This window comes from Micromonospora sp. NPDC049529 (assembly GCF_055586685.1).
In genome coordinates this window covers 288709-302042 of sequence record NZ_JBVJHT010000012.1, presented here as the reverse complement: position 1 = coordinate 302042, position 13334 = coordinate 288709, and the positions used below count along the sequence as shown (strand labels likewise).

10 protein-coding genes are annotated in these 13334 nt (G+C 71.1%); 3 read left to right on the top strand and 7 right to left on the bottom strand.

Going from position 1 to position 13334, the window contains the following annotated elements:
* Positions 1 to 148 precede the first annotated feature (148 nt).
* The 7 genes from ACZ6QQ_RS23065 to ACZ6QQ_RS23035 form a co-directional block, all read right to left on the bottom strand.
* The gene (locus ACZ6QQ_RS23065; RefSeq protein WP_465878931.1) at positions 149 to 2701 is read right to left on the bottom strand and encodes an ABC transporter permease; all 2553 of its coding nucleotides are present in this window, start codon (positions 2699 to 2701) and stop codon (positions 149 to 151) included.
* A complete protein-coding gene (locus ACZ6QQ_RS23060; protein ID WP_465878930.1) occupies positions 2701 to 3468 on the bottom strand; it encodes an ABC transporter ATP-binding protein in 768 nt (255 codons plus the stop codon). The genes ACZ6QQ_RS23065 and ACZ6QQ_RS23060 overlap by 1 nt, the downstream gene beginning before the upstream one ends.
* Before the next feature lie 340 nt (positions 3469 to 3808).
* Positions 3809 to 6367 carry an ABC transporter permease gene (locus ACZ6QQ_RS23055; protein ID WP_465878928.1) on the bottom strand — a complete coding sequence of 853 codons (2559 nt, stop codon included), beginning with the start codon at positions 6365 to 6367 and terminating at the stop codon, positions 3809 to 3811.
* Complete coding sequence (locus tag ACZ6QQ_RS23050) at positions 6367 to 7143, bottom strand: ABC transporter ATP-binding protein (protein ID WP_465878926.1); 777 nt, start codon at positions 7141 to 7143, stop codon at positions 6367 to 6369. The genes ACZ6QQ_RS23055 and ACZ6QQ_RS23050 overlap by 1 nt, the downstream gene beginning before the upstream one ends.
* 176 nt (positions 7144 to 7319) lie before the next feature.
* Positions 7320 to 8021 carry a response regulator gene (locus ACZ6QQ_RS23045; protein WP_465878924.1) on the bottom strand — a complete coding sequence of 234 codons (702 nt, stop codon included), beginning with the start codon at positions 8019 to 8021 and terminating at the stop codon, positions 7320 to 7322.
* The gene (locus tag ACZ6QQ_RS23040; RefSeq protein ID WP_465878923.1) at positions 8018 to 9313 is read right to left on the bottom strand and encodes a sensor histidine kinase; all 1296 of its coding nucleotides are present in this window, start codon (positions 9311 to 9313) and stop codon (positions 8018 to 8020) included. The genes ACZ6QQ_RS23045 and ACZ6QQ_RS23040 overlap by 4 nt, the downstream gene beginning before the upstream one ends.
* 207 nt (positions 9314 to 9520) lie before the next feature.
* On the bottom strand, positions 9521 to 10432 hold the full coding sequence (locus ACZ6QQ_RS23035; protein ID WP_465878920.1) for a RecB family exonuclease: 912 nt from the start codon (positions 10430 to 10432) through the stop codon (positions 9521 to 9523).
* Between the two features lie 165 nt (positions 10433 to 10597).
* Here ACZ6QQ_RS23035 and ACZ6QQ_RS23030 point away from each other — a divergent pair, with 165 nt between their 5' ends.
* The 3 genes from ACZ6QQ_RS23030 to ACZ6QQ_RS23020 are packed head-to-tail and all read left to right on the top strand — an operon-like array spanning position 10598 to position 13276.
* Positions 10598 to 11686 carry a site-2 protease family protein gene (locus ACZ6QQ_RS23030; RefSeq protein ID WP_465878947.1) on the top strand — a complete coding sequence of 363 codons (1089 nt, stop codon included), beginning with the start codon at positions 10598 to 10600 and terminating at the stop codon, positions 11684 to 11686.
* On the top strand, positions 11683 to 12666 hold the full coding sequence (locus ACZ6QQ_RS23025) for a tRNA (adenine-N1)-methyltransferase (RefSeq protein WP_465878919.1): 984 nt from the start codon (positions 11683 to 11685) through the stop codon (positions 12664 to 12666). The genes ACZ6QQ_RS23030 and ACZ6QQ_RS23025 overlap by 4 nt, the downstream gene beginning before the upstream one ends.
* 37 nt (positions 12667 to 12703) lie before the next feature.
* Positions 12704 to 13276 (top strand): hypothetical protein, encoded by a 573-nt coding sequence (locus ACZ6QQ_RS23020; RefSeq protein ID WP_465878917.1) that lies wholly within the window; start codon positions 12704 to 12706, stop codon positions 13274 to 13276.
* Positions 13277 to 13334: the final 58 nt, after the last annotated feature.

Genomic DNA, 13334 nt, shown 5'->3' with positions numbered 1-13334 from the left:
CACTGGGGGGAGAGCCGACAGGGGGAGGACTGGGCTTTGTTGGTCTGCTGGTCGGCTGGGGGGGGGTTGCAGCAACCGTTGGGGGGGGGGGGGGGGGGGGGGGGCCCCCCCCCCCCCCCCCCCCACCACCCTCCGTCCCCCGGAGCGTCTATTCGTGCGCGATCGCGCCCAGCACGTTGATCCGTGCCGCCCGGATCGCCGGCAGCACCGCCGCGACCACGCCGACCACCGCGGCCAGGCCGATCAGCACGCCGAGCTGCGTCCACGGCAGCACCAGGTCGGTGATGCCCTCGTCGCGCAGCGCCCGGACCACCGCCGCGCCCAGCCCGGTGCCGACCGCCATGCCGAGCAGCGCCCCGAAGACCGAGATCACCACGGCCTCGACGGTCACCATCCACATGGTCCGGGCCCGGTTCAGCCCGATCGCCCGGAGCAGCCCCAGCTCACGGGTCCGCTCCAGCACCGACAGCGCCAGCGTGTTCACGATCCCGAGTACGGCGATCAGGATCGCCAGCGCCAGCAGGATCTGGATCATCCGCAGCAGGCTGTCGAACTGCCCGGTCTGCTGCTTGATGAACGACGCCCGATCGGCCACCGACACCTCCGGACTGTCCGCGAGCAGCTTCTCGACCTGCGGCAACACCTGCCCGACCGTGGCGCCCGAGTCAAGTTGCAGGTAGCCCTGCGACGGCCGGGGAATCGCGAAGTCCTTCGTCGCCTCGCGCGGCAGCAGGAACCCGCTGTAGAGCTCGGAGCTGGCGTAGACGCCGCTGACCGTGTAGGTGTGCGGGTCGCCCCGGGACAGCTGCACCGGCACGGTCGAGCCGACCGTGAGGTTGAGTTCGCGCGCGGTGGCGTCGTCGACCAGCACCTGGTCGGCGGTGAGTGAGTCGACGCTGCCGGCGGTCGCCTTCACCCCGTAGATGTCGATCATCGCCGGTACGTCGCTGGTCGCGTTGACGTACTCGCGCTCGCCGTTGACCTGCGCCAGATCGCCCCAGAAGCCGGCGACGGCCTTCACGCCCGGCAACTCGGCGGCCCGGTCCAGGACCACCGGGTCGAACGTCGGCGGCCGGGGCCCGGACTGGGCACCGGAGATCACCAGGTCGGCGGTGATGGTGTCCTCGGCCAGACCGGAAATGCTCGACTTGGCCGAGTCCAGGATGATCGTCACGCCGGTGACCAGCGCGATGCCGATCATCAACGCGGCGGCGGTGATCGCCGTGCGGCGCGGGTTGCGCCCGGAGTTGAGCCGGCCGAGCTTGCCCGGCACCGACCAGGAGAAGATCCGGCCGAGCACGGACACCACCGGCCGGCTGATCACCGGGGTCAGCAGGGCCACCCCGACGAACGCCAGCAGCACACCGCCGAGGATGGTGCCGAGGATCGCGTCGCCGGCCGCACCGGTCAGGCCCAGGGCCAGCAGCCCGGCGCCGAGCACCGCGACCACCGCTCCGGCGACCGTGAGCTTGGTCAGCGGGCGGTCCGGCGTCGCCACGTCCTGCATCGCCGCGATCGGCGGGATCCGGGACGCCCGCAGCGCCGGGATCAGCGCGGCCACCACCGTGATCAGGATCCCGACCGCGAAGGAGCTGATCACCGCGATCGGTGGCACACCCACGCCGGCCAGTTCCAGGCCGCCGCCGACCTGCCCGAAGACGTACGCCAGCAGCGCGCCGACCCCGATCCCGGCGCCCAGGCCCAGGACCGAGGCGACCAGCCCGATCGCCACCGCCTCGACCAGGACCGAACGGATCACCTGCTTGCCGCTGGCGCCGATGGCCCGCATCAGGGCCAGTTCACGGGTGCGCTGCGCCACGATGATCGAGAACGTGTTGAGGATGAGGAAGGTGCCGACCAGCAGCGCCACCCCGGCGAAGCCGAGCAGGATCTGGTTGAAGAAGGCCAGTCCCTCCTTCAGCCCGGCGGACGAGTCGGCGGAGAGCTGCTTGCCGGTCTTCACCTCGTACCCGTCGCCGACCGCCGCCGCGACCCGGTCGCGCAGCGCGGCCTGGTCGATCCCGTCCTGGGCGCGGACGCTGATGTTGCTGAACACGTCCGGTGCGCCGAGCATGAGCCGCTGCGCGACCGGGGTCGTGAACGCCACCTCGTTGACGCCGCCGAGGCTGTCCCGGTCACCGCTGTAACCGAAGACACCGACGAGGGTGAACTCCTGCTTCGGCGCCAGGTCCACCAGTACGCCGACCCGGTCGCCGACCTTGACCTTGGCCGCCTTGGCCAGGCCGGCGTTGACCACGATCTCGTCGTCGGCGCTCGGTGCCCGGCCCTCGCGCAGCTTCAGCAGATCGTTCTCCCCGGTCCAGTTGCCGCCCAACTGCGGCGGACCGAACGAGGTGACCACCTTGCCGTTGCTGCCGATGAGGCGGGCCCCGTCGGTGCCGACCACGCCGGTCGCCTCGGCCACGCCCGGCACCTGGCGCACCGTGTCCAGCGTGCTCGCCGGCAGCGGGTTGGCGAGCTGTTCGCCCTCGAACTCGTTGACCGCGATCTTCGGCTTCGCCGCCACGTTGACGTCGGTGTTGGCGTACGCGTCGCTGAACACCGAGTCGAAGGAGCGCCCGAGGGTGTCGGTGAGGACGAACGAGCCGGAGACGAACATGACGCCCAGCACCACGGCGAGCCCGGACAGGACCAATCTGACCTTGCGGGCGAGCAGGCTCTTCAGGGTTGCGCGCAGCATCAGAGCCCCGCCTCGGCAAGCCCGTCGAGCTTCTTCATCGTGTCCAGCACGGTCTCCGGGGTCGGCTCGACCAGTTCGGAGACGATGCTGCCGTCGGCGAGGAAGATGACGCGGTCGGCGTAGCTGGCGGCGACGGGGTCGTGGGTGACCATGACGATGGTTTGGTGGTGGTTGCGGACGCTGTCGCGGAGGAAGGTGAGGACTTCTGCTCCGGCTCGGGAGTCGAGGTTTCCGGTGGGTTCGTCGGCGAAGATGACGTCGGGTTTGGCGACGAGGGCGCGGGCGCAGGCGACGCGTTGTTGTTGGCCGCCGGAGAGTTGGTTGGGTCGGTGGTGGAGTCGGTCGGCTAGTCCGACGGTTTTGATGACGGTGTTGTACCAGTCGGGGTTTGGTTTGCGGCCGGCGATGCGTAGGGGGAGGAGGATGTTTTCTTCGGCGGTGAGGGTGGGGAGGAGGTTGAATTGTTGGAAGATGAAGCCGACTTTGTCGCGGCGGAGTTTGGTGAGTCCGTTGTCGTTGAGTCCGGTGACGGTGGTGTCGCCGATGTGGATGGTGCCGCGGGTGACGGAGTCGAGTCCGGCGAGGCAGTGCATGAGGGTGGATTTGCCGGAGCCGCTGGGTCCCATGATGGCGGTGTAGCGGGCTTGTTCGAATTCGGCGGTGACTCCGCGGAGGGCGATGACCTGCGCTTCACCGCTGCCGTACACCTTCCACACCTCATTGGCGCGCGCCGCCGCCTGCGTGTTCTGGCCTACCGTCGCGGTCACTCGAATTCTCCTTCGAAGAAAGTCTCAGCTGTCCGGGCACCGCTGCTCCGCCCGGCAGTGTCCATCGTCGGTGCCACCAACGCCTGACTCGTCCACCCCTGGGTGGAGCCGGCGCGGATATTCCGCTGCGGGTCGGCCCGGATGCCACCCTCAGGGTTGCCCCTGACTGCTAACGGCCCATTCCGGTCACCCGACCGAATTTTTCCGTAAACGGAGCGCTTCGGGTGGTGATTTGACCGGATCGTCGATCGGCTGGCCAGGCGTTTTTCACCGGCCGCAACGGCGGAAACGCAGTGCGGGGTGGGCGCGAACGCCCACCCCGCAGTCGTACGCCGGTCGGTTACTCGTAGGAGATCGCGTCGAGTACGTTCAGCCGCGACGCCCGCCACGCCGGCCACGCGGCGGCCAGAACCCCGGCCAGGGCGGCCGCGATCAGGAACCCGACCAGCTGCCAGTACGGCAGCGCGATCATCGAGATCGCGTCCAGGTTGCGCAGCACCTCGGTGACCGTGACCCCGAGTGCCACCCCGAGCCCGACCCCGAGCAGGCAGCCGAAGACGGCCATCAGCAGCGACTCCACCGCCACCATCGCGACGACCTGCGCCCGGCGCATGCCGACCGCGCGCAGCAGGCCCAGTTCCCGGGTGCGTTCGTAGATGCTCAGTACCAGGGTGTTGACGATGCCGAGGAACGCCACCAGTACGGCCAGCGCCAGCAGCACGTAGAAGATCGCCAGCAACTGGTCCACCGCCGAGGTCTGCTGGGCCACGAAGCTCGCCTGGTCCACCACGGCGACCAGCGGATAGTCGGCCATCAGCTGCTCGACCTGACGGGTCACCGAGGCCACGTCAGCGTCCTCGGCGACCTGGACCAGGCCCTGGAAGGCCAGCGGCCCGGCGAAGTACCGCACCTGCGACGGGGGCAGGATCACCCCGTTCGCCACCGCCGTCCGCTGGTAGATCCCGGCGACCGTGTACGTACGGTCACCGCCGACCGGCATGGTGACCACGAAGGTGCTGCCGACCGACCAGCCGTTGCCCTCCGCCGTGCCGTCGTCGACGATCGCCTCGTTCTCCCCGGTCGGGGTCAACGTGCCGGCCACCTGGTCCATCGACATCATCGACCGGACGGTGGGCAGGTCGGCGGCCTGGACGTACCCGTTCGGGTTGCCGTCCAGGGGCAGCACCGCCAGGTGGGTCGCGAGAACCGCCGTGACCCCCGGAATCCGGGCGGCCTGGGCCAGCCGGGCCGGATCGAAGCCCTCCTTGCCGCTCGGTGGTGCCAGCACGCTCGTGGTCACGATGACCTCGGCGCTCAGGTCGTTCTCCACCAGGTCCGTGACGCTGGCCTTCAGCGACGCGCCGATCACGCTGACCGCGCTGACCAGGCTCACCCCGACCATCAGCGCGACCGCCGTCACGGCGGTCCGGCGCGGGTTGCGCAGCGTGTTGCGCCGGCCGATCCCGGTCGCGGCGTCCCAGCTGACCAGACGACCGATCGTGCCGGCCACCGGTCGGGTCAGGGCCGGGGAGAGCAGCGCCACCCCGACCACGGCGAGCAGCACCCCACCGCCGAGGGCGGGCGCGGTGAGCCCGTCCACGCCGACCAGACCGACGCTGAGCAGCGCGACGCTGATCGCGGTGATCACCCCGCCGGTGATGGTCAGCCCACGCAGCGACTTGTCCGGCCGGACCAGGTCACGCATGGCCGCGATCGGCGGCACCCCGGCGGCCCGGATCGCCGGCACGAGCGCCGCGATCACCGTCATGACCACGCCGACCAGGTACGACGCCAGGATGGCGGTGCCGCTGACGGTGAGTCCACCCTCCGGTAGCGGGAAGCCGGTGGCGGCGGCGAGCGACTGCAACCCGGCCGCGACCGCGATGCCGGCGCCCAGCCCCAGCGTGGACGCGATCACGCCCACCACCAGCGCCTCCACCAGCACGCTGCCGGTGACCTGTCGCCAACTCGCGCCGAGGGCCCGCAGCAGCGCCAGCTCCCGGGACCGCTGGGCGATGATGATGTTGAACGTGTTGAAGATCAGGAACATCCCGACCAGCAGCGCGATCAGGGCGAAGCCGAGGAAGAACCAGTTCACGAAGGTGAGCAGCTGCTTCAGCGCGGAGGCCTGCTCCTCGGCCGCCTCCTCCCCGGTGATCGCCTCGAACCCGGTCGGGGTGGCCGTGGCCACCCGTTGCTTCAGGGTCTGCTGCGACACTCCCGGCTCGGCCTGGAGCTGGGCGGCGCCGAACACCCCGGTCCGCCCGTAGAAGAGGCGCTGCGCCTCCGGCACGGTGAAGCCGACCATCGTCTCGCCGCCGAGCGTCGCCCGACCACCGGAGTACTCCAGCAGCCCGACGATCGTCCACTCCGGGCTGGTCGCGCTCCTCGGCACGTAGATCTTGATCCGGTCGCCGATCCGGTGACCGGTCTGCTCGGCGGTGTACCGGGTCAGGGTCACCTCGTCGTCGGCCCGGGCGGCCCGGCCCTCGGCCACCGTCAGCAGGCCGTCGGCGACGAAGTCGTCCTCGCCCAGCCCGACCCCGAGGTGTGGGACGCCGGCCGGCAGCGCCTTGCCGTTGTCCTTGCGGAACGGGATCAGGCCGTCCGAACTGGCGTCCCCGACGACGGAGCGGACCCCGTCCACCGTCGCCAGCCGATCCAGGTCGGCCTCGGTCAGCAGCGGCGGGGTCGCCTCCTCCCGTGCCTCGTCGGTGGCCTGCACCTGGACCGCCACGTCCTTGTTCACGGTCTGGAACAGCTGCTCGAACCGGCCGCCGAGGCTGTCGGTGAGGACGAAGGCGCTGGCCACGAACATGACGCCGAGGATGATCGCGAAACCGGACAGGACCAGCCGGAGCTTGCGGGAGAGCAGGCTCTTCAGCGTGGCACGCAGCATCACGCCACCTCGGCCTGGTGGGCCAGCACGTCGAGGTGCTTCAGGGTGTCGAGCACCGCCTCCGCCGTCGGGTCGGTCAACTCGTCCACGATGCTGCCGTCGGCGAGGAAGATGACGCGGTCGGCGTAGCTGGCGGCGACGGGGTCGTGGGTGACCATGACGATGGTTTGGTGGTGGTTGCGGACGCTGTCGCGGAGGAAGGTGAGGACTTCTGCTCCGGCTCGGGAGTCGAGGTTTCCGGTGGGTTCGTCGGCGAAGATGACGTCGGGTTTGGCGACGAGGGCGCGGGCGCAGGCGACGCGTTGTTGTTGGCCGCCGGAGAGTTGGTTGGGTCGGTGGTGGAGTCGGTCGGCTAGTCCGACGGTTTTGATGACGGTGTTGTACCAGTCGGGGTTTGGTTTGCGGCCGGCGATGCGTAGGGGGAGGAGGATGTTTTCTTCGGCGGTGAGGGTGGGGAGGAGGTTGAATTGTTGGAAGATGAAGCCGACTTTGTCGCGGCGGAGTTTGGTGAGTCCGTTGTCGTTGAGTCCGGTGACGGTGGTGTCGCCGATGTGGATGGTGCCGCGGGTGACGGAGTCGAGTCCGGCGAGGCAGTGCATGAGGGTGGATTTGCCGGAGCCGCTGGGTCCCATGATGGCGGTGTAGCGGGCTTGTTCGAATTCGGCGGTGACTCCGCGGAGGGCGATGACCTGCGCTTCACCGCTGCCGTACACCTTCCACACGTCACTCGCGCGTGCCGCTGCGGTAGCGCTGGGCGCTGGTACTGTCCCCGTCACGATCTCTCCCTCAGTCAGATGACGGCGATCGCCGTCCTAGGGTCACGCTAGGGTGCCGGGGCAATCCGGCCATCCTGCCCGCGGAGGGTTTTCCGCTACGACCGCCGTACCCTTCGGCTCCGACTTCAGGAGGGTAAGGGCACGCCACGTTCCGTCGCGCGACCATTACCGGCGCGTCACGCGCCCGGACGGATCAGACCCGACTCGTACGCGAACACGACCGCCTGCACCCGATCACGCAGACCGAGTTTCGTCAGTACGTGTCCGACATGCGTCTTGATGGTCGTCTCGCTGATCGACAACGTACGGGCGATCTCCGCGTTGGACAGTCCCCGGGCGATGTGCACCAGCACCTGCCGCTCCCGCTCGGTGAGCACGTCGAGCGCCTTCGGCAGGGTCGCCGACGGATCCGGCAGGACACCGGCGAACTGGTCCAGCAGCCGCCTGAGGATGCGCGGCGCGACCACCGCCTCCCCGGCGGCCACCGTACGGATCGCGGTCACCAGGTCCTCGGCGGGCACGTCCTTGGCGAGAAACCCGCTCGCGCCGGCCCGCAGCGCCCCCACCACGTACTCGTCCAGGTCGAACGTGGTCAGGATGAGCACCCGCACCGGCAGCCGGGAGTCGACGATCGCCCGGGTCGCCGCCACCCCGTCCATCCGGGGCATCCGGATGTCCATCAGCACCACGTCCGGCAGCAACCGGCGGGCCAGGTCGACCGCCTCGCTGCCGTCGCCGGCCTCGCCCACGATGTCGAGGTCGGTCTCGGCGCTGAGCACCATCCGGAACCCGGTACGCAGCAGCGGCTGGTCGTCGGCGAGCAGGATCCGCACCGGACGCGGACCCCCGCGCGGATAGCCGACCTGCGGGTCAGTCACGCCGTCTCCTCGCTGCTCGGCACGCCGGAGCGTTCCATCGGAACCTTCGCGTGCACCCGGTAGCCGCCGCCCGGACGGGGGCCGGTGCGTAGGGTCCCACCGTAGAGGGCGACCCGCTCCCGCATCCCGACCAGCCCGTGTCCGGCCGGGTTGGGGTCCAGGGACGGGCCGCGACCGGTGTCGAGGATCTCCACCACCAGCCAGTAGACGCCGTAGGTGAGCCGGACCTGGGCAGTGGCCGTACCGGCGTGTTTGAGCGCGTTGGTCAGCGCCTCCTGCACGATCCGGAACACGGTCAGCGCGAGGCTCGGTTCCAGCGCCGAGGGCACGCCGTCGATCCGCAGTGAGACCGGCAGGCCCGCCTCCCGGACCTGCTCGACCAGCGACTCCAGCCCGGCCAGTCCGGGCTGCGGGGCGAGGTCGGCGGCCGGCTCGGCGTCGGTACGCAGCACGTCGAGCAGCCGGCGCAGCTCGCGCAGGGTGGTCCGGCTGGTCTGCGCGATGCTGCCCAGCGCCTCGTCGGCGGCGTCCGGGTCGCGGGCGAGTACCCGCCGGGCACCGGTTGCCAGCACGCTCATCACGCTGACGTGGTGGGCGACCACGTCGTGGAGTTCACGGGCGATCCGGCGCCGCTCGTCGGCGACCGCCTGGTCGGCCATCGAACGCTGGTTCTCCTCGGCGACCCTGGCCCGTTCCTCCAAGGCCCGGATCGTGGCCCGCCGGGCGTGCACGGTGCGCCCGACGAAGAAACAGACCAGTGCGATCAGCACGTTGGTGAACAGCAGGTACCCGCCCGGCACCCCGAGCTGGTCCCGGGCCGCCGGCAGCGCCAACGCGGTGACCAGGACCGGCGCCCAGAGTACGGTGGCGACGAGGACCGCCCGGCGCAGCGGGAACCCGGCCGCGGTGGTGTACGTCAGCAGGATGAACGCCACCACCGCCGTGAGTGGCTGGTGGCCGTCGACCACCGCGGCGGTGAAACCGGCCAGCGCCAGCGTCGCCGCCACCGGCGGCCAGACCCGGTTCAGTACGATCGGCAGCGCGCAGACCAGGCTCCAGGCGACCGTCCTCGGCCAGCCGTCGGCGGTCGTCCCCGCCGGCATGGTGGCCGTCAGCAGCGTCTCGGCCAGCACCACCAGGGTTGCCAGCAAGCCGTCGCGGCCAAGGACGGCCGGGGCGTACCCGGTGGGTCGCGGGATCCGCCAGCGGCGGACCGGTGGGCGCGACCCGGTCCCCGGCCCGGTCCGACCCGACGGCCGGTCGAGGCCGGTCGGGGCGTCGATACGGGTCATCTCCGCACGGTAGCCGCTGTCGGGGCGGAGTCGTCCGCACCGAGGGTGGAGTGCGCCTCCTCCTCCGGGATGAGGCCTCCCGTCCCGGGACGAGGATCTTCCGCCCCCGGGACGAGGATCTTCCTGCTCGAAGGAACGAGGGCGACCCGATCCGGGACGAGGGTGGGGCCCGTCCCGGACGGGCGGTGGCCCGCTTCGGGCGGGGCGCTACTCGTCCACCGCCGTACCGGCGGACCGGCTCGGCTGCTCCGGCACCACGGCGGTGATCGTCAACTCCGGGAACGGCGGCGGGGTGCCCCCGAAGGCCGGACAGAGGGCCTGGTGGCTGCACCAGTCGCAGAGCCGGCTCGGCTTCGGCCGGAAGTCCTGCCGCGCGGTGGCCTGCTCGATCGCCCGCCAGAGCGCCACCAGGGTACGTTCGAACCGGGCCAGCTCCTCGGCGTCCGGCGCGTAGTCGCAGATCTCGGCGTCCTTGAGGTAGAGCAGCCGCAGCACCTTCGGCACCACCCCACGGGTCCGCCAGAGCACCAGCGCGTAGAACTTGAGCTGGAACAGGGCGCGGGCCTCGAACGCCTCCCGGGGGGCCCCACCGGTCTTGTAGTCGACCACCCGCAGCGCCCCGTCCGGGGCGACGTCAAGCCGGTCGATGTAGCCCCGGATCAGCAGCTCGTCGTCGACCACCGTGGAAATCAACGTCTCCCGTTCGGCGGGTTCGAGCCGGCGCGGGTCCTCCACCGTGAAGTAGCCCTCCAGCAGCCGGCGGGCCGAGCCGAGGAACTCGGTCACGTCGACCGCCGTCTCCTCGGTGAACAGCCCGGTCAGCTCCGGCTCGTCGGCCACCAGCCGGTCCCACTGCGGTGCCACCAGGTCGCCCGCGGCAGCCGGGGTCCGGTCGGGCGCCGGCAGGTCGAAGAGCCGTTCCAGCACCGCGTGCACCAGGGTGCCCCGGATCTGGTCCAGGCTGGGGCGCTCGGGCAGCCGGTCGATGCTGCGGAACCGGTAGAGCAGCGGGCAGGTCTTGAAATCGGCCGCCCGCGACGGCGAAAGGGAGGGCCCCGCGGGTCGTTGGGCCACCGGGGATCGCCCGGCCGTCTGCTTCGTCACCATCTCCGCCACCATGACCGGAAGGCTAGGCCACGGGTACGACGGTAACGCCGGCACCGCCCCCCGGTGGCAAGGCGCGGGCGAGCCCGCTCACCACGGTTACGTAGCATCGACACGGTGCAGCGGAGTTCAAGACGGCAGAACCGGCCGGACCGCCGTCCCGGCCTCGCCGTCGGCCGGGTGTTCGGTGTCCCGGTCTACGTCAACGCGTCCATGGTGCTGCTGGCCGTCCTGGTGACCGTCGTGTACGGCGAGTTCGTCCGTCGTGAGCTGGATCTGTCGCAGGTCACCGGCTACCTGGTGGGCTTCGGTTTCGTGGTCTTCCTGCTCGGTTCGGTGCTGTTGCACGAGCTCGGGCACGCGGTGACGGCCCGCCGGTACGGCATCGGCGTACGCGGCATCACGCTCGAACTGCTGGGCGGCTACACCGAGATGGAACGCGACGCGCCGACGCCGCGGGTGGACCTGCTGGTGTCGCTCGCCGGCCCGGCCGTGTCGCTGGTGCTCGGCCTGGCGGCGGTGGTGGCCACCGTACTGCTGCCCGATCGCACCCTGCTCGACCAGTTCGCCCTGCAACTGGCGGTGAGCAACGTCATCGTGGCGGTCTTCAACATCCTGCCCGGTCTGCCGCTGGACGGCGGTCGGGCGTTGCGCGCCGTGGTCTGGGCGGTCAGTCGGGACCGGCACCTCGGCACCGAGGTCGCCGGTTGGGCCGGCCGGGCGGTCGCGGTCGGCACGGTCGTCCTGGTCGGGGTGCTGACCTGGCTCGGGCTGATCGCGCCGCTGGGGCTGGCCCTGATGGTGTTGGTCGCCTTCACCCTGTGGCAGGGCGCCGGCCAGTCGATCCGGATGGCCCGGATCAGCCGCCGGTTCCCCCTGATCGACCTGCACCGGTTGGCCAGACCGGTGTTCCGGGTGCCGACCGGCACCCCGCTGGCCGAGGCGCAGCGCCGGGGAGACGCCGGGGCGGCGCCGGTGGCGCTCGGGGTCGACGACTCGTCGGGCCGGCTGGTCGCCCTGGTCGACCGGGCCGCCGCCGAGGCGGTGCCGGTGGACCGGCGGCCCTGGGTCGCGGTCGACACGGTGGCCCGTGGCCTGGACGCCCTGCCGACCATCCCGGTCGATCTGGACGGCGAACAGGTCATCCGGGCGGTGCAGACCGACCCGGGCGCACAGTATCTCGTGACGTCAGGCGAAGATGTCGTCGGCGTTCTGCACATCGCCGATCTGGCGCAGCTCCTGGAGCCGAAACGAAAGATGACTCAGTGACCGCACAGCCCACCACCGCCCACCCCACCGACGCCGCGCCGGTACCGGCGCACCGTGGCCCGTTCCGGCCGGGTGACCGGGTGCAGTTGACCGATCCGAAGGGTCGGATGCACACGATCACGTTGGAGGGCGGCAAGTCGTTCCACACCCACCGGGGCGCGCTCGAACACGACGACCTGATCGGTCTGCCCGACGGCAGCGTGGTCACCTCGGCGGGTGGGACGGCGTACCTCGCGCTGCGTCCGCTGCTCGCCGACTACGTGCTCTCGATGCCCCGTGGGGCTCAGGTGATCTATCCGAAGGACGCGGCCCAGATCGTCGCCATGGGCGACATCTTCCCCGGTGCGAAGGTGCTCGAGGCCGGTGCCGGTTCGGGTGCGCTGGCCTGTTCCCTGCTGCGCGCCGTCGGACCGACCGGCGAACTGCACTCGTACGAGCTGCGCGACGACTTCGCCCAGATCGCCCGCCGCAACGTGGAGGCCTTCTTCGGTGGTCCGCACCCGTCCTGGCACCTGACCGTGGGCGACGTGGCGACCTGCCGGGAGCCGGAGTTCGACCGGATCATCCTGGACCTGCTCGCCCCGTGGGACGTGCTCGACCTGGTGGAGCGGACGCTGGTGCCCGGTGGGGTGTTCATCGGCTACGTGGCCACCACCACCCAGCTCTCCGACCTGGTCGAGGCGCTGCGCGAGCGGGGCGGCTTCACCGAGCCGAGGGCCTGGGAGTCGCTGGTGCGCGACTGGCACCTGGAGGGACTGGCGGTGCGCCCCGACCACCGGATGATCGCGCACACCGCGTTCCTGGTCTCCGCCCGCAAGCTCGCGCCCGGTGTGACCGCTCCGCCCCGGCGCCGCAAGCCGAGCAAGGGCGTCGAGGCGTACGCGGCGCGCAAGGCGGGACTGCGGGCGGCGGAGCAGGCCGCCCGGGAAGCGGAGTCGGCACCGCTCGCCCCGGCGGTCGGCGTGGACGAGGCGGGGTAGGGGACCGTGCAGTGATCATCAACCTCGGGAGGTCCGCATGAGCAGGCCCACCTTCGGCGGCGGGGACCTGCCCGCCGTCTTCCCGGACTGGTCGCCGTACCAGGACCTGGAGTCGGCGGCGCGGGCCTACCTGCGCGACCCCGAGGTGGCGTTGGAGGCGCTGGGCGGTGTGCTGCGCGGCGCCTCCGTGCTCGGCTTCACCCTGGAGCGGTTCGTCAACGAGGTGAACGGGGTCTGGCAGGAGGTGGCGGTCTGCGACGGCAGCCGGTTGATCCTCTGGCACGGCGAGGACATCCCGCCGGACGACGGGCCGGCCGGGTCGATGACCTCGTCGCTGCGGGTCGTGCCGGTCTCGACGGTGACCGAGGTCGGCTGCCGGCGGCGACTGACCCGGACCCCGAGCGGTGGCGTACGGGTCGACAGCATCGACGTGTACCTGCTGCTCAGCTCGCTGGACGAGGGGGTGCCGGCGGACGAGGTGGTGGGTTCGCCGAGGCACGACGCGCTGCGGTTCGGCAAGACGTTCGACGACGGCGGGGCGGGACAGATCGCCCGGCTGGAGGAGTTCGCCCGACTGGTCGCGTCGGTGCTCGGTCGTCCCGTGCTGTGACCGTCCGGCCGGGGTGCTCCTCCGGCCGGATCCCGGTCGACCGCGCGTCGGGTCGGCC

What these genes read in the sequence shown, in the direction of transcription:
- ACZ6QQ_RS23065 (WP_465878931.1), bottom strand. Translation starts at nt 2,701, where the DNA reads ATGCTGCGCGCAACCCTGAAGAGCCTGCTCGCCCGCAAGGTCAGATTG.
- ACZ6QQ_RS23055 (WP_465878928.1), bottom strand. Translation starts at nt 6,367, where the DNA reads ATGCTGCGTGCCACGCTGAAGAGCCTGCTCTCCCGCAAGCTCCGGCTG.
- ACZ6QQ_RS23040 (WP_465878923.1), bottom strand. Translation starts at nt 9,313, where the DNA reads ATGACCCGTATCGACGCCCCGACCGGCCTCGACCGGCCGTCGGGTCGG.
- ACZ6QQ_RS23035 (WP_465878920.1), bottom strand. Translation starts at nt 10,432, where the DNA reads ATGGTGGCGGAGATGGTGACGAAGCAGACGGCCGGGCGATCCCCGGTG.
- ACZ6QQ_RS23020 (WP_465878917.1), top strand. Translation starts at nt 12,704, where the DNA reads ATGAGCAGGCCCACCTTCGGCGGCGGGGACCTGCCCGCCGTCTTCCCG.